The organism is Pseudonocardia sp., assembly GCF_025465255.1.
Classification (GTDB): Bacteria; Actinomycetota; Actinomycetes; order Mycobacteriales; family Pseudonocardiaceae; genus Pseudonocardia.
In genome coordinates this window covers 52,359-68,015 of record NZ_JAODNI010000141.1, presented here as the reverse complement: position 1 = coordinate 68,015, position 15,657 = coordinate 52,359, and the positions used below count along the sequence as shown (strand labels likewise).

The window sequence follows — 15,657 nt, the reverse complement described above, 5'->3', positions numbered from 1 at the left end:
GCCTCACGCGCGGCCCGTCACCTCGTCCCCGGCCGTACGCGCCAGCAGTAGCCCCTCGATCGCCGGCACCAGCAGGAGGACGGCGAGCAGCACGAACGCGACCCGGAACGGCCGGTCCGCGCTGCCGTCGGTCAGCCCCTCGCCGACCCGCACCAGCAGCGCCCCCACCGCCACGCCGAGGCCCGCGCCGAGCTCCTGCAGCGTGGACATCAGGGTGTTGGCGCTGTTCATCCGGGGCTGGTCGACGTCGGAGAACGCGACGCTGTTGTAGGCGGTGAAGCCGACTGACCGGAAGATCCCGCTGAGCAGGAGCAGGCCGAGGAGCAGCGGCAGCGGGGTCGTGACCTGCACGAACGCGATCCCCACCAGGCACGCCGCGGACGCCAGCACGGCGCCGAGCATCACCGTGCGGATGCCGAACAGGCGCATCAACGGCGTCGTCGCGGGCTTGATGCCGACGTTGCCCACGAACAGCGCGATCACCACCAGCCCCGCCTCCGCGGCGTTCCAGCCGAACCCGAGCTGGAGGAACAGCGGCAGCAGGAACGGGATCGCGGTGATGACGGCGCGGAACACCGAGCCGCCCAGCGCCGTCACCCGGAACGTCGCGACCCGCAGGATCCGCAGGTTCAGCAACGGCCGGGGCGTCCGCAGCAGGTACACCACGGCCGCGCCCAGGCTGGTCGCGGCGATCACCAGCGAGAAGGCGACGACCGCCGGGTCCGGCACGGCCGCGCCGACGTTCTCCAGCCCGACGACGAGCGCCGCGACCCCGACCGCCGTGAGCGCGAACCCGCGCCGGTCCAGCCCGGCCGGGGCGTCGCCGCGCACGTCCGGGACGAGCCGGCGGGAGAGCACCAGCGCGCCGAGGCCCAGCGGGATGTTGAGGACGAAGATCCACCGCCAGGACGCGTACGTGCTCAGCACGCCGCCCAGTGCGGGGGCCAGCACAGGGGCGACGAGGGCGGGCCACGTCAGGTAGGCGATCGCCCTGACCAGATCCGCCTTCGCCGTCGTCCGCAGCACGACGAGCCGCCCGACCGGCACCATCATCGCCCCGCCGACCCCTTGCAGCACCCGCGTGCCGACGAGCATCGGCAGGTTCACCGCCAGCGCGCAGCCCAGCGAGGCGAGGGTGAAGACCCCGACGGCGCTCGTGAAGACCAGCCGGGCGCCGAAGCGGTCCGTGAGCCATCCGCTGATCGGGATGAGCACGGCCAGGGTCAGCACGTACGCGGTGATCGCCACGTTGACCGCGACCGGCGCGATCCCGAGGTCCTCGGCGATGTGCGGGGCCGCCGGCGCGATCACGGTGCCGTCCAGGATCTCCATGAAGAACGCGCCCGCGACGAGCAGCGCGAGGCCGCGGTGCAGCCCGCCGTGCGCGCCGCCGGTCGGACCGGTCGTCATCCGCGATTCCTTCCCTCTCGGTGATCAGGAGAACACATCCGCAATCGGTTTCTCACCTTCCTCGGGCCCGACTCCGCCGGAGGCTGGATCGCGAACCGGCTCGGGCCCGCCCGCACAACCTGCCGTTCGTGCTGCTGGGCGCCAGCCTGCTGTGGTTCGGCCGGTACGGGTTCAACGCCGGCTCGGCGCCGGCGGCGAACGGTCTCGCGGCCCTGGCGTTCGCCAATACCGCCGTCGTCACCTGCGCCGCGGTGCTGGCCTGGCTGATCGTCGAGCAGCTGCGCACCGGGCGCCCGAGGACGCTGGGCGCGGCCTCCGGGGCCGTCGCGGGGCTCGTCGCCATCATCCCCGCCTGCGGGTTCGTGGATCTGTGGGCGGCGGTCGCGATCGGCCTCGTCGCCGGGGTCATCTGCCCGCTGGCCTGCTCGCTGAAGTGGCGGCTGCGCCTCGACGACTCGCTCGACGTCGTGGCGATCCAATCACGGTGACCATCGGCTTCCGGGCCCGGCCGGAGAGCGAGGCCGGCGGCCTGGACCTCAGCGAGCACGCCGAGACCGGGTACGAGCTGGGCCTCGGCACCGGTTCCGGCCGCGGCGAGGACACCGGGCCGCCGCCCCCGTGGACCGGCAACGGCGCGGGAGCGGGACCCGCCGCCGGCAGCCCTGAGACTCTAGGAGGCCTCGTCCGCGCGGAGCGCGGCGTGCCGGGGACCGCGGCAGACGTAGAGCCGGGCCGGGGGGAGGTTCCGCCACACCGGGGCCGTCGCCTCCACGTGGGTGAACCTGTCCTCCATGCACCGCACGAGGTCCCGGACCCGGTCCGGGATCGCCGTCAGCGTGATGATCGTGGCGAACACGCCGTCCCGCCCGAGCGTTCCGGCGGCGGCGGTGAGCATGCTGTGGCGCTGCGCCGGCGGCAGGAGCGTCCACGGCAGCGATGAGATGATCGCGTCGACGGTGCCGACCCCGGCTTCGGCGAGCAGCGTGGTGAGGTCGGCGGCGTCCCCGTGCAGCACCTCCAGCCACGGCCGGGTCCGGTGCAGGTAGGCGACGAACTCCGCGTCGACCTCGACCGCGACGTACCGCGAGCCCGGGACGAGCCGGGCGTGGATCGCGTCGGACAGGGCGCCGGTGCCGGCCCCCAGCTCGACGACCGTCGGCGTGCCGACGTCGGGCACGACAGCGGCGATCTCGGCGGCGAGGGCGGCGCCGGTGGGGGCCGGGGCGCCCATCAGGTCCGGCCGGCGCAGGGCGCGGCGGAGGAAGGTCCCGTGTCCGAGAGGCATCCGTCAAGCTTGTCCCGGTATGTCCCGCTCGGCTACCGGGAGTGATCTGCGGCTCGCGCCGGAGGAGACCCGGGCTACCCGCGCAGGTGCTTGGCGGTGGCCGTGAGCAGCTCCGGGTCCACGTCGTACGGGGTGTAGAGGGAGACCCGGTCAGCCAGGTCCCCGTAGCGCTCCTCGATCTGAGCGGCGAGCTCCGCCGGCGTGCCGGCGAGTGCGAAGGCGGTGAGCACGTCGTCGTCGATCGCGGTGGCCATCTCGTCCCAGGCCTGCTGGCGGGAGAGCCGGTTGAGCTTCTCGGCGAGCTCACCCCAGCCGTGGTGGTCCAGGACCGGGCGGTAGGCGGGGGTGGAGCCGTAGAACGCGATCTGCCGCCGCACGCCCGCCTCGGCCTTCGCCCGCGCCTCCGGGTCCGCGCCCAGGACGGAGAAGACGGGCAGGGTGACGACGAACCCGTCGAGCGAGCCGCCGCGGGCGCGGGTGAGGGCGGGAAAGGTGACCTCCCGCAGGTAGGACTCGGTGGTGAGGGCGTGCGCGAGCAGCCCGTCGGACACCCGGCCCGCGACCTCGGTCATCCGCTCGCCGACGGCGGCCAGCAGGATCGGCGGGTTGCCGTGCGGGTTGGGGCCGGGATCGAAGAACTCCGTCATGAGCGTGTGCGTGTAGAACTCGCCCTCGAAGCGCAGCCGCTCGCCGGTCTCCCAGCGCTCCCAGATCGCCCGGACCGCGGAGACGAACTCCTCCATCCGCGCGGCGGGCCTGCTCCACGGCATGCCGAACCGGCGCTCGATGTGCGCCTTGACCTGCGAACCGAGGCCCAGCTCGAGCCGGCCGCCGGAGACCAGCTGCACGTCGTTGGCCTGCATCGCCAGCGTCATCGGGTTGCGGGCGAACGCGACGGCGATCCCGGTCTGCAGCGTGATCCGCTCGGTCGCGCGGGCGGCGAGGGACAGCGCGACGAACGCGTCGTGCTGGGTCTCCGGCACCGTGATGCCGGCGTAGCCGCCGGCCTCCGCGGCGAGCGCCGCCGCCTCGACCTCCAGGGGATCCGCGGAGAACTCCGCGACCGCATCGACCTGCACCGGGTCCTCCTTCAGCTGGCGGGAACGACCTGATCCAACCAGGCGAGAGCGCCCGACACGACCTCGCGCCCGCGACCGTCGAGCGCCTTTACACGCCGGCTCCTGCTGTCTCGGCGTAGGCGGCCCGAAGCTTGTGCTTCTGCAGCTTGCCGGTCTCGGTGCGGGGGAGCTCGGAGACGAAGTCGATGCTGCGCGGGACCTTGTAGTGCGCGATCCGGGCACGTAGGAAGTCCGTCAGCTCGCGCTCGAGCTCGGGCCCCGCCATCACCCCGGGTGCGGGCTGGACGACGGCCTTGACCTGCTCGCCCATCTCCTCGTCCGGGAGGCCGATCACCGCCAGGTCCAGGACCGACGGGTGCAGCGTCAGCGCGTCCTCGATCTCCTGCGGGTAGATGTTGACCCCGCCCGAGATGATCATGAAGGCCTTGCGGTCGGTGAGGAAGAGGAAGCCGTCCTCGTCGACGTAGCCCACGTCGCCCGTCGTCCCCCAGTTCGGGTGCTTCGGGTTCTGCGCCTGCCGGGTCTTCTCCGGGTCGTTGTGGTAGGCGAACGGCAGGGCCTCGCGTTCGAAGTAGACGAGCCCGACGTCGCCCTGGGGGATCTCGTCGCCGGCGTCGTCGCAGATGCGGAGCACGCCGAGCAGGGCCGTGCCGACCGAGCCCGGCTTGCGCAGCCAGGCGGGGGAGTCGATCAGGGTCAGGCCGACTGCCTCGGTGGCCCCGTAGTACTCGTGCAGGATCGGCCCCCACCAGTCGATCATCTGCTGCTTGACCTCCACCGGGCACGGCGCTGCCGCGTGCACGGCGACGCGGTGCGAGGACAGGTCGTGGGCCGTCCGCCGCTCCTCGGGGAGCTTGAGCATCCGGACGAACATCGTCGGCACCCACTGGCTGTGCGTCACGCGGTAGCGCTCGATCGCGGCCAGCGCGGCCGCGGCGTCGAACCTCGGCATGACGACGACGGTGCCGCCGACGGAGTGCACCATGCCGCCGAAGCGCAGCGGCGCCGAGTGGTAGAGCGGCGCGGGAGAGAGGTACACGGTGTCCGCGGCGAGGCCGTAGACCGGCCCGAACACCGCGAGCAGCGGGTCCGGCGCCTCGTCGACCTGCATGTCGGACAGCGGCGCCTTGATGCCCTTCGGCCGCCCCGTGGTGCCGGAGGAGTAGAGCATGTCCCTGCCCCGGGGCTGATCCGGCAGCGGTTCGGCGGAGACGGCGGCGAGCGCCGCCTCGTAGTCCTGGTGGCCGTCCACCGCACCGCCGAAGGCCAGCCGCACCGCGATCCCGGGCGTCTCCGCGGCCAGATCCGTCGCGACCGTGCCCATCCTCTGCGACACGACCAGGGCCTTCGCGCCGCAGTCGGCGAGGATGTAGGCGATCTCGGCGGGGTTGAGGTGCCGGTTGACCGCGGTGATGTAGAGCCCGCTGCGGATCGCCGCCCAGAAGACCTCGAAGGTGCGCGGGGTGTTCTCGGCGAGCAGGGCGACGTCGTCACCGGGGCGCAGGCCGGCGTCGTGCAGCACCCGCGCGAGCCGGACGGAGCGTTCGTCGAGCTCCGCGTAGGTGAGCTGCTCACCGGTGTCGGACATGATGACCGCGGGCTTGTGCGGGGTGAGCGCGGCGAAATGACCGGGATACACGGTTGCCTCCTCGTTGAGCAGCCGACGACGCGCCCGATCGTGGTGGAGCCACCCCGTGAGGGTCAATACTGACTGTTTCGGTGGCGGGCCGGCGGCAGGTGGCGCGGGTGGTCCTGTCCGGCGGGCGACCGATCCTCGTGATCCCCGGTGAAGAACAGCACAGCGGGAATGCGGTCCGGGTGATCGACGGCTGACCTCAGGAGAAGATCACGACTGAAGGAGTACTCATGCCGTCCCTGTTCGACCCCATCACCCTCCGCGGGCACACCGTCCGCAACCGGATCTGGCTCGCCCCGATGTGCCAGTACGCGGTGGAGGCTCGGGACGGGATCCCCACGGACTGGCATCTCGTGCACCTCGGAGCCCGCGCGACGGGCGGGTTCGGGCTGGTCATGACCGAGGCCGCCGCCGTCACGGCCGAGGGCCGGATCAGCCCGCAGGACGTCGGGATCTGGACCGACGAGCAGGCCGCCGCCTGGTCCCGGATCGTGGACTTCCTGCACGCCCACGGCGCGGCCGCCGGAACTCAGCTGGCGCACGCCGGGCGCAAGGCCTCGGAGTTCTCGCCCTGGCGCGGCGAGGGCTCCGTCCCGGAGGCGGACGGCGGCTGGGTCACGTCCGGGCCGTCGGCGGTGGCGTACCAGGGCCTCGCGGTGCCGCACGAGCTGAACGTCGAGGAGATCGGCGAGATCGTCGACGCGTTCGTGGCGGCGGCCCGGCGGGCGGAATCGGCGGGGTTCGACGTCGTCGAGATCCACGGCGCCCACGGCTACCTGCTCCACCAGTTCCTGTCGCCGTTGGCCAACCTGCGGACGGACGCCTACGGCGGATCGTTCGAGAACCGGGTGCGGCTGCTGCTCGAGGTCGTGGACGCCGTCCGCGTGGTCTGGCCCGAGGACAAGCCGCTGCTGGTCCGGCTCTCGGCGACGGACTGGGTCGAGGGCGGCTGGACGGCCGAGGAGACCGTGGAGGTGTCCGCGCTGCTGGCCGCACACGGCGTCGACCTCGTCGACGTCAGCTCGGGCGGGCTGGACGCCCGGCAGCAGATCTCGGTCGGTCCCGGATACCAGGTTCCGTTCGCGCGGGACGTGCGCGCCAAGGCGGAGGTGGCGACCGGTGCCGTCGGGCTGATCACGGATCCGGCGCAGGCCCAGGGCATCCTCGACGACGGGGACGCGGACGTCGTCCTGCTGGCCCGGGCCGCGCTGCGGGAGCCCGCCTGGCCGCTGCGCGCCGCGCACGAGCTGGGCGTCCCCGCGAAGGAGGCGCCGTACCCGCCGAACTACGCGCGGGGCGCCTGGCGGTCCTGAGTCTCCGTCCGGCCTAGGCTCCGGCGCGGGCGGACCGGACCGGTTCACCCGGAGCCCGACGAGTCAGGAGACCGCGTGGAGCGCACCGCCCGAGCGCTGTGGCTGCGCGCGCCCGGTGAGTGCGAGATCCGCTCCGTCGAGCTGCCCGCGCCCGGGGACGACGAGGTGCTGGTCCGGAGCCTGTTCTCGGGGGTGAGCCGGGGGACGGAGGCGCTGGTCTTCCGCGGCGGCGTCCCGGCGAACCAGCGCGAGACGATGCGGGCGCCGTTCCAGGAGGGCGACTTCCCGGCGCCGGTGAAGTACGGCTACCTCAACGTCGGCGTCGTCGAGCAGGGACCGCCCCCGCTGCTGGGGCGGACCGTGTTCTGCCTCTATCCGCACCAGACCCGCTACGTCGTCCCGGCGAGCGCGGTGACCGCGGTGCCCGCCGACGTCCCGGCCGAGCGCGCCGTGCTGGCCGGGACCGTGGAGACGGCCGTCAACGCGCTCTGGGACGCCGCGCCGCTGGTCGGGGACCGGATCGCGGTCGTCGGGGCGGGGATGGTCGGGTGCAGCGTCGCCGCCGTGCTCGCCGGGTTCCCGGGCGTCGACGTGCAGCTGGTGGACACGGAGCCGGCGCGGGCCGCGGTCGCGGACGCGTTGGGCGTCGGCTTCGCGTCGCCGCCCGACGCCGTGGGCGAGTGCGATCTCGTGGTGCACACCAGCGCGTCGGAGGCCGGGCTCGTCCGGGCGCTGGAGCTGCTCGCGCCGGAGGGCGAGGTACTGGAGATGAGCTGGTACGGGGACCGGACGGTCGCGCTGCCGCTCGGGGAGCATTTCCACTCGCGCCGCCTGACCGTCCGCAGCAGCCAGGTCGGCATGGTGTCCCCTGCCCGGCGCGCCCGCCGCACGTTCGCCGACCGGCTCGCCCTGGCGCTCCGCCTGCTCGCCGATCCGCGCTACGACGCCCTGGTCACGGGGGGCTCCGCCTTCGACGAGCTGCCCCGCGTGATGCCGAACCTGCTCGGCGGTGAACCGTCCGGGCTCCTGCACCGTGTCAGCTACGGGGACGGCTGACGGGCCGTTCCGCCATCCCGGGAGGCCCCGCGTTGTTCAGCATCACCGTCCGCGACCACATGATGGTGGCCCACAGCTTCCGCGGCGAGGTCTTCGGACCGGCGCAGCGGCTGCACGGCGCGACCTTCGTCGTCGACGCCACGTTCCGCCGCCCGGACCTGGACGTGGACAACATTGTCGTGGACATCGGCCTCGCCACCACCGAGCTCGGCGCCGTGGTGGGCGCGCTCAGCTACCGCAACCTGGACGACGAGCCGGACTTCGCCGGGATCAACACGTCCACGGAGTTCCTGGCGAAGGTCGTCGCGGACCGGCTCGCGGACCGGATCCACGCGGGCGCGCTCGGCGAGGGGGCCCGGGGGATCGCCGAGATCGCGGTGACGCTGCACGAGTCCCACGTCGCGTCGGCGAGCTACGAGCGGCCGCTGTGAGCATCGGCGCGAGAACGGCCGTGACGGTGCGGCCCGTCCACGTCGTCCTGCCCGGGAACGTCGACGACCCCGCGTTGCCCAGCGGCGGCAACCTGTACGACCGGCGCGTGTGCTCAGGCCTCGCGGAGGGGCGTCCGGTGTACGAGATCGCCGTCGCCGGGAGCTGGCCCCTCCCCTCGCGCGCGAGCCGGGACGCGCTGGCCCGGGAGCTGGCAACGGTGCCGGACGGGGGAGTCGTCCTGCTCGACGGGCTGGTGGCGTGCGGGGTCCCGGACGTGATCGTCCCCGAGGCCGCGCGGCTGCGGCTGGTCGTCCTCGTGCACCTCCCACTGGGCGAGGAGCGGGGCGCAGCGCCCGAGTTGGACGCGCGGGAGCGCGAGGCCCTGCACGCCGCGGCCGCCGTCGTCGCAACGAGTACATGGACGGCGCGGAGGCTGGTCGAGCACCACGGGCTGCCGGCGGAGCGGGTGCACGTCGTCGTCCCGGGCGCCGACCCGGCTCCGCTCGCCCCCGGCTCGGACGGGGCGACCGGGTTGCTCTGCGTCGGCTCGCTCACCGCGACGAAGGGCCAGGACCTGTTGGTGGAGGCGCTGGCGGAGGCCGCGGACCTGGGCTGGAGCTGCACCGTCGTCGGGCCGCTCCTGCGCGACCCGGCCTACGTCACCTCCGTGCGGGCGGCGATCACCGCTCACGGCCTCGACGAGCGGATCGAGCTGACCGGCCCGCGGACGGGCGACGAGCTCGCGGCGGCCTTCGCTGCCGCGGACCTGCTGGTCCTGCCCTCCCGCGCCGAGTCGTTCGGGATGGTCGCGGCCGAGGCGCTGGCGCGCGGGATCCCGGTGCTCGCCACGGCGCTCGACGGCATCGCGGAGGCCCTCGGCCGCACCCTCTCCGGCGCGGTACCGGGCCTCCTGGTCCCGCACGAGCACCTGGCCGAGGGCCTGCGCCGCTGGCTCTCGGACGGCGACCTCCGGGGCGGCCTACGCGCCGCGGCCCGGGAGCGCCGGCCGACCATTACCACGTGGGACTCGACGGTCCGGCTGCTCGAGGGGGTGCTGTGATGCTGATGCGCCTGCGGCGCGCGTGCGCGGATGACGTCGTTCCCGCACCATCTTCCGCGCACGACCCCGGAACGTCCTCCCGCCGGCCTCGACGGTTCCGCCCTCGGCTCCGGACCGTCGTCGCGGTCGCGATCCTCGGTGTCGTCGGATGGAAGCTCGGCACCGACGCGTTCCTCGACGGCCTGCGCGCCGTCGACCCCTTCGCGGTTGTCGCGGCCCTCGCCATCGGGCTCGTGACCACCGTGGCCAGCGCATGCCGATGGTGTCTCGTCGCCGGCAGGCTCGGCCTGCCGCTGTCGCTCCGTACCGCCGTCGCCGACTACTACCAGGCACTGATCCTCAACGCCGTGCTGCCGGCGGGCGTGCTGGGCGACGTCAACCGCGGGGTGACCCACGGCCGGGAGAGCGGGGACGTCGGCGCCGGGGTCCGGGCCGTGGTGCTGGAGCGGGTCGCGGGCCAGGTCGTGCTGTTCGTCGTGGGAGCGGCGGTGCTGGTCACTCAGCCGGCGGTGCTCGCGCACCTGGCCGGTGGGCTCGTCCCCGCGCTCGTGATCGCGGGCCCGCTGTTGCTCGGAGGCGGGCTGTGGGTGCGCGGCGCCCGCCGCGCGGCGCGGGTCCGGATGGCGCTGGCCGAGTTCCGGATCGGCGCCCGCCGCGGCCTGCTGGCCCGCGAGGCCTGGCCCGGGGTCGCCCTGCTGTCGCTGATCGCGCTGGCCGGGTACGTCGCGCTGTTCCTGGTCTCCGCCCGCGCGGTGGGCTCGACGGCGCCGACGCTGCAGCTGCTCCCGCTGGTGGTCCTGGCGCTGTTCGTCATGGGCCTGCCGCTCAACATCGGTGGGTGGGGACCGCGGGAGGCGGTCGCGGCGCTCACGTTCGGCGCGGTCGGCCTGGGCGCGGCACAGGGGGTCGGGGCGGCGGTCGTGTACGGGGTGCTGACCCTGATCGGGACGCTGCCGGGCGCCGCGGTGCTGATCGCGCGCAGGGCACGGTCGCGGCCTGGATTCGCGAAAGTCCAGGCCGGTGTCGCGGGAGACGGGGCCGGTGTCGCGGACGGCGAGGCTGTTGTGTCCGCCTCGAGGCGGGGCCGTGTGGGCGTCGACGTCGCCCCGACGAAGCCTCGGGGGTTCGACTCCCGTCGGTCCGCGGAGGGTTCCGCGGACGTCGCGAACTCGCGACAGCCGGACATCTCGGTCGCGCTTCCGGCCATGCGGGCGCCGCTGCCCGTCGAGACTGCAACATCGGTGGCTCGTCCGGGTGGGAGTCGGTCCCGCGGCCGTGCGCACATGGGCCGGACCGAACAGGTCTAGCCGAGCAGGTGCGGCAGGGGTTTCCGTCGCGGTGCCTGCTCCGGGTCGATCCATCTCGGTGGGAGGAATTCGGGGAGTCCGTCGCGGATGCGGACGGTCCAGCCGGAGTCGGCGTGCAGGAGCCGTGGTGGATCTTGCAGCGCATGACCAGGTTGTCGAGCTGAGGCTGCCGCCGGGGCGGTTGCGGTGACGCGCCAGCCGGAGCTCGTTGGTCTTGGGTTCGAACTCAGGCCATTCACCGCAGGTCAGAGGTCATTCGTCGACGCGCCTCAGTCGCCGCCGCGGTCAATCCCGGGGGCAAGGGGTGTTCTCCTGTCGGCCGCCCCCGGTCGTGACGGGTTCACGCGCGCGGACGCCCGCCGCCCCGACCACGACGAGCGAGGTCCGGTATCGCAGGGCCAGATGGCCTTCGCGGCTCCCGACCGTCGCAACTCTCGCCGATCAAGGCCGAAGGGGCGTCGATCGATCACCACGAGCGCCCTTTTGCCCTTGATCGCCGCAATGCGACCGCTCTCTGCCCGTGATCGACGACAGGAGAGAGCGACTACGCCCCCCAGCGCTTCTCGTCGATCCCCAGCGCCCGCATCTTCCGGTACAGCGTCGACCGCGCGATCCCCAGGCTCTCCGCCGCGACGAGCTTGTTCCCCGCCGCGTCCGTCAGCGCCTCCAGGATCGTCTCCCGCTCGGCCCGCTTCAGCGACGGCATCGCCCGCCGCGGCGCCGTCCGCCGGTACTCCGGCGGCAGGTGGGTCAGCGCGACGTCCGATCCCATGGCGCGCAGCAGCGCCGCGCTCAGGACGGCGTCGAGCTCGCGGACGTTGCCCGGCCAGTCCAGCGCCATCAACGCCTGCAGCGTCGCGGCCTGCAGCCGCGGGAGCGACCCGGGCCCGGTGCGCCGGCGGATCAGGACCGGCACGACGTCCGCGAGGTCCTCCGGCCGGTTCCGTAGGGGCGGGAGGGTGACCCGGGCCGGGAAGCGGTCCAGCAGACGGGCGGCGGGGGTGTCGCCGACCGGCTGCCCGGCCGTCGCGACGATCCGGGCGGGCAGGCCCTGCCGGGCGTCGAGCCGGGCGGCGAGCGCCGCGCACGCGGCGTCGGGCGTGAGGTCCAGGTGTCGCAGGACGAGCGTGCCGGGCAGGCCCAGCCGCCGCCCGGCCCGGTCCAGCCAGCCCGGATCGGCGAGTGCGGCGTCCATGACCGTCGTCGCGTCGGGGTCTCCGACGTGCCGGGCGGCGTGCATCTTGCCGGTGCCCGGCTCGCCGGTGACCAGGACGTCGAGGCCGGACCGGTCTGCGACGGCGAGGTCCTGACAGGCTCGTTGCCACACGGCGCTCCGCCCGGGCAGCAGATCGTGCGACGACGACGTGGGCCGCGCCGGACGCCGGTGCGGCGATCCCGCGGACTGCCGGCGCATCTCGATCAGCACCCCCGCGGCCGAGGCCCCGTTCTCCCCGACCGTCCGGCCCCGCGCGTGGACCACGACGTCGCGGCCCAGCCGGACCTCGCCGGCGCAGTCCCCGCGGCCGGTCATCACCGTCGACGCCCAGTCCCAGAGCAGTGCGTGGTCCTCCGGGTCCAGCAGCTTCGCCGCCGAGGTGTTGGTGATGATGAAGTCCTGGTTCAGCGACACCACCGCGGCCGACGACCGCCGCGAGACCTGCAGGAACTCCTCCAGCAGCATCCGCTCGCGCAGCGACGACTCGGCGTACATCCGGGACTCGATCTCCCGGGACGCGGCGAGCATCAGCGGCTTCATCAGCGCGCTCGTGTCGTCGTAGCGGCAGCAGACGTCCAACACCCCGACCACCCGCCGGTTCACCGGGTGCCGCAGCGGCGCGCCCACGCAGGTGAAGTCCTGCAGGTTGTCCCGGTAGTGCTCGGCCCCGGCGATCATCACCGGCCCGGCGGACTCGAGGACGCTGCCGATCCCGTTCGTCCCGATGTGCTCCTCGCCGAAGCAGGACCCGGGGACGGCGAGCACCTTGTCCAGGTGCCGCGCGACCGTCCGGCCGTCCGTGCGCCGATCCAGGATGCGGGCGTCCGCGTCCGCGAGGATGACGGCGGTGCCGCCGCTGAGGTGGTCCGCGAGCCAGTCCAGAACGGGGTTCGCCGCGGCGGTGAGCAGCTTGTTCGCGCCCCCGAGCACCGGTTCGTAGGGCACGTCCGCGCCGCTCGGCGCCACGCCCAGCATGCGGGAGCGCCGCCAGGACGAGACGATCTCGGGCCGCAGCGCCGGGTCGGTGCGGCCCTCCTCGGACAGGAAGGTCTCGCGTGCGTTCCGCAGCGCGCCCTCGCGTTCGCCGACCACCATCAGGCACCACCCCCGCGTCCTTGCGAGCCCTGAGAACCGAGTGAAACACCGTGACCGGCGTCTCACTGCCCCAGAACGCTACACACCTCACGTCCGTTCGTGTGGTGTTGCGTTGTCGGACAGTTTTCGCAGGTCCCCACACCCATCCTTCCGCTCATGGCGAGCACCGGGTCCGACGAGCTGCGGACGATCTATCAGAGCTGGGCCGACCGGATGGCGGCCGCGCCCGACATGGACGTGGCCACCCTCCGAGATCTCTTCGAGGAGTGGCACCGGCCGACGGCCGAGCCGACCGGGGTGACGTACGAGGAGGTCGACGCCGGCGGCGTCCCCGCCCTCTGGTGCATCCCCCTGGAGGCGGCGGCCGACCGGGTGCTGCTGTTCACCCACGGCGGCGGCTTCGTCGTCGGGTCGATCGCGACGCACCGCAAGCTGGCCGGGCACCTGGCGAAGGCCGTCGGCGCCCGAGCCCTGGTCCTCGACTACCGGCTGGCCCCGGAGCACCCCTTCCCGGCCCAGCTGGAGGACGCCGTCACGGCCTACCGCTGGCTGCTGGGCCAGGGCATCGAGCCCGGCCACATCGTGACGACCGGCGACTCCGCCGGCGGGAACCTCGCGATCAGCACCGTCCTCAAGCTCCGCGACGACGGCGACCCGCTCCCGGCCGCGATCCTGCCGATGTCCCCGTGGCTGGACATGGAGCACCTCGGCAAGACCCTGGAGAGCAACGCCGACACCGACGCCCTGGTCGGCCGGTCGATCCTCGAGGGCATGTCGGGCATGTTCCTGGGCGAGAGCGGCGACCCGACCCATCCGCACGCCAACCCGCTCTACGCGGACCCGGCCGGGCTGCCGCCGATGTACAGCTGCGCGGGCGGCCACGAGACCCTGCAGGACAACGCCGAGCGCTTCCACGAGAAGGCCCGCGCCGCCGGGGTGGATGCGACGCTCGAGATCGTCCCCGAGATGCAGCACGTCTACACGTTCTCCGCGGGCCGCGCGCCCGAGGCCGACGCGACGATCGCCGCGATGGCGACCTGGGTCCGCCCGCGTCTCGGCCTTTCCTGACCCCGTCACGTCCAGAGAGGACACCGATGTCCACAGCTGTGCAGACCGACCTCGACGTCGTCGTGATCGGCGCCGGGTTCGCCGGCCTGGCCATGCTCCACCGCGTCCGCGAGTCCGGGTTCGAGGCGCGCGTCTACGAGGCCGGTGACGGCGTCGGCGGCACCTGGTACTGGAACCGCTACCCCGGCGCCCGCACGGACAGCGAGTGCTACTACTACTGCCTCTCCTTCAGCAAGGAGCTGGTCGAGGAGTGGAGCTGGTCCGAGCGCTACCCCGGGCAACCGGAGATGCTGCGCTACCTGGACTTCGTCGCGGACAAGTTCGACCTCCGCAAGGACATCCGCTTCGGCACCCGGGTCACCTCCGCGACGTTCGACGAGTCCTCGAACACCTGGGAGGTCGCCACCGACACCGGCGAGCTCGTCCGCTCGAGGTACGTGATCACCGGCCTGGGCCTGCTCACCGCCCCGCACATCCCGGACTTCCCGGGGCTGAGCTCGTTCGCCGGCGACACCTACCTGACGTGCCGGTGGCCGGCCGAGGGCGTCGACCTGGCGGGCAAGCGGGTCGGGATCATCGGGACCGGCGCCACCGGCGTCCAGGCCATCCCGATCATCGCGGAGCAGGCCGCGCAGCTCACGGTCTTCCAGCGCACCCCGAACTACGTGGTCCCGGCGCAGAACCGGCCGATGGAGCCGGACGAGATCGCGGACCTCAAGGCCCGGCACTACGAGATCCTGGCCAAGGCCCGCAACCACTCCTTCGCCATGCCCTTCGACCCCGGCCACGGCCCGACGGCGGAGTTCAGCGCGGAGGAGCGGCAGCGGATCTACGAGGAGGGCTGGGCCTCGGGCGGCTTCCGGTTCCTCTTCGAGACCTTCGACGACATCATCCTCGACGAGGCGGCCAACGAGTCCGCCGCGGAGTTCATCCGCTCCAAGATCCGGGGGATCGTGCACGACCCGGAGACCGCCGAGCTGCTCTCGCCGCGGGGCTACCCGTACGCGGGCAAGCGCCCCCCGGCCGGGCACGACTACTACGAGGCCTACAACCGCGACACGGTGTCGCTCGTCGACATCAGCAAGGCGCCGATCCAGGAAATCACCCCGACCGGGCTGCGCACCGCGGACGCCACCTACGAGTTCGACGTGCTCATCCTGGCCACCGGCTTCGACGCGGTCACCGGGGCGCTGACCAGCATCGACATCCGCGGCCGGGACGGGCTCGCGCTCAAGGAGAAGTGGGCGGACGGCCCGTCGACCTACCTCGGGCTCACGGTCCACGACTTCCCGAACCTGTTCACGATCAGCGGCCCGGGCAGCCCGTTCGCCAACATCCCGGTCTGCATCGAGAAGAACGTCGAGTGGATCGGCAACGCCCTCGACCACGCCCGCGAGAACGAGGTCGAGGCCGTCGAGGCGACCGCGGACGCCGAGGCGGACTGGGGCCGGCAGGTGCAGGACGTCGTCAGCGGGACCTTGCTGACCCAGGGGGCGAAGGTCCACTCCTGGTTCACCGGTGCGAACATCCCGGGGAAGAAGGCTGTGGTGAACGTGTGGTTCGGCGGGGCGAACAACTACTTCGCCGCCTGCGACACGGTCGCCGAGCGGGGGTACGAGGGCCTCACGCTCACGCGCTGACCGGAGAAGCCGCACAGGGGCCGTTCCACCGTGGACACGACACGGGAGCGGCCCCTGCGC

The 15,657-nt window shown here is 73.2% G+C and carries 12 protein-coding genes and 1 pseudogene; 8 read left to right on the top strand and 5 right to left on the bottom strand.

Annotated elements, in window-relative coordinates; genetic code table 11:
- Positions 1-3 precede the first annotated feature (3 nt).
- The gene (locus JWP64_RS17245) at positions 4-1,410 is read right to left on the bottom strand and encodes an MFS transporter (protein WP_297498059.1); all 1,407 of its coding nucleotides are present in this window, start codon (positions 1,408-1,410) and stop codon (positions 4-6) included.
- Positions 1,411-1,517: 107 nt separating this feature from the next.
- Here JWP64_RS17245 and JWP64_RS17240 point away from each other — a divergent pair.
- Positions 1,518-1,886 (top strand): annotated as a pseudogene (locus JWP64_RS17240) (ammonia channel protein); the annotation flags it as partial.
- Between the two features lie 194 nt (positions 1,887-2,080).
- Here the strand turns inward: JWP64_RS17240 and JWP64_RS17235 are convergent.
- From JWP64_RS17235 to JWP64_RS17225, 3 genes are all read right to left on the bottom strand, one after another.
- The gene (locus tag JWP64_RS17235; RefSeq protein WP_297498055.1) at positions 2,081-2,695 is read right to left on the bottom strand and encodes a methyltransferase domain-containing protein; all 615 of its coding nucleotides are present in this window, start codon (positions 2,693-2,695) and stop codon (positions 2,081-2,083) included.
- Between the two features lie 74 nt (positions 2,696-2,769).
- Positions 2,770-3,774: a TIGR03617 family F420-dependent LLM class oxidoreductase gene (locus JWP64_RS17230; RefSeq protein ID WP_297498052.1), complete on the bottom strand. Its 1,005-nt coding sequence runs from the start codon at positions 3,772-3,774 to the stop codon at positions 2,770-2,772.
- 88 nt (positions 3,775-3,862) lie between these two features.
- Positions 3,863-5,413 (bottom strand): acyl-CoA synthetase, encoded by a 1,551-nt coding sequence (locus tag JWP64_RS17225; protein ID WP_297498050.1) that lies wholly within the window; start codon positions 5,411-5,413, stop codon positions 3,863-3,865.
- 227 nt (positions 5,414-5,640) lie between these two features.
- On the opposite strand from JWP64_RS17225, the gene JWP64_RS17220 reads away from it, so the two are divergent.
- The 5 genes from JWP64_RS17220 (at position 5,641) to JWP64_RS17200 (ending at position 10,578) form a co-directional block, all read left to right on the top strand.
- Complete coding sequence (locus tag JWP64_RS17220; protein ID WP_297498047.1) at positions 5,641-6,723, top strand: NADH:flavin oxidoreductase/NADH oxidase; 1,083 nt, start codon at positions 5,641-5,643, stop codon at positions 6,721-6,723.
- Between the two features lie 75 nt (positions 6,724-6,798).
- Positions 6,799-7,779 (top strand): zinc-binding alcohol dehydrogenase, encoded by a 981-nt coding sequence (locus tag JWP64_RS17215; protein WP_297498044.1) that lies wholly within the window; start codon positions 6,799-6,801, stop codon positions 7,777-7,779.
- A 32-nt stretch (positions 7,780-7,811) separates the two neighbouring features.
- Positions 7,812-8,210, top strand: coding sequence for a 6-carboxytetrahydropterin synthase (locus tag JWP64_RS17210; RefSeq protein WP_297498041.1), 399 nt, complete (start codon positions 7,812-7,814; stop codon positions 8,208-8,210).
- Between the two features lie 26 nt (positions 8,211-8,236).
- Complete coding sequence (locus JWP64_RS17205) at positions 8,237-9,271, top strand: glycosyltransferase family 4 protein (protein ID WP_297498152.1); 1,035 nt, start codon at positions 8,237-8,239, stop codon at positions 9,269-9,271.
- Positions 9,271-10,578, top strand: coding sequence for a lysylphosphatidylglycerol synthase transmembrane domain-containing protein (locus JWP64_RS17200; RefSeq protein WP_297498039.1), 1,308 nt, complete (start codon positions 9,271-9,273; stop codon positions 10,576-10,578). Before JWP64_RS17205 ends, JWP64_RS17200 begins: the two co-directional genes overlap by 1 nt.
- A 544-nt stretch (positions 10,579-11,122) precedes the next feature.
- Here the strand turns inward: JWP64_RS17200 and JWP64_RS17195 are convergent.
- Positions 11,123-12,889 carry a helix-turn-helix domain-containing protein gene (locus tag JWP64_RS17195; RefSeq protein WP_297498037.1) on the bottom strand — a complete coding sequence of 589 codons (1,767 nt, stop codon included), beginning with the start codon at positions 12,887-12,889 and terminating at the stop codon, positions 11,123-11,125.
- A gap of 156 nt (positions 12,890-13,045) precedes the next feature.
- Between JWP64_RS17195 and JWP64_RS17190 the strand changes: the two genes are divergently transcribed.
- Positions 13,046-13,957, top strand: coding sequence for an alpha/beta hydrolase (locus JWP64_RS17190; RefSeq protein WP_297498034.1), 912 nt, complete (start codon positions 13,046-13,048; stop codon positions 13,955-13,957).
- Between the two features lie 26 nt (positions 13,958-13,983).
- Positions 13,984-15,597: an NAD(P)/FAD-dependent oxidoreductase gene (locus tag JWP64_RS17185; RefSeq protein ID WP_297498032.1), complete on the top strand. Its 1,614-nt coding sequence runs from the start codon at positions 13,984-13,986 to the stop codon at positions 15,595-15,597.
- The last annotated feature ends 60 nt before the right edge of the window (positions 15,598-15,657 follow it).

Bases quoted from the DNA above. Each gene is read 5' to 3' on its own strand.
- JWP64_RS17245 (WP_297498059.1), bottom strand. From the start codon at position 1,410: ATGACGACCGGTCCGACCGGCGGCGCGCACGGCGGGCTGCACCGCGGC.
- JWP64_RS17235 (WP_297498055.1), bottom strand. From the start codon at position 2,695: ATGCCTCTCGGACACGGGACCTTCCTCCGCCGCGCCCTGCGCCGGCCG.
- JWP64_RS17220 (WP_297498047.1), top strand. From the start codon at position 5,641: ATGCCGTCCCTGTTCGACCCCATCACCCTCCGCGGGCACACCGTCCGC.
- JWP64_RS17200 (WP_297498039.1), top strand. From the start codon at position 9,271: ATGCTGATGCGCCTGCGGCGCGCGTGCGCGGATGACGTCGTTCCCGCA.
- JWP64_RS17195 (WP_297498037.1), bottom strand. From the start codon at position 12,889: ATGGTGGTCGGCGAACGCGAGGGCGCGCTGCGGAACGCACGCGAGACC.
- JWP64_RS17190 (WP_297498034.1), top strand. From the start codon at position 13,046: ATGGCGAGCACCGGGTCCGACGAGCTGCGGACGATCTATCAGAGCTGG.
- JWP64_RS17185 (WP_297498032.1), top strand. From the start codon at position 13,984: ATGTCCACAGCTGTGCAGACCGACCTCGACGTCGTCGTGATCGGCGCC.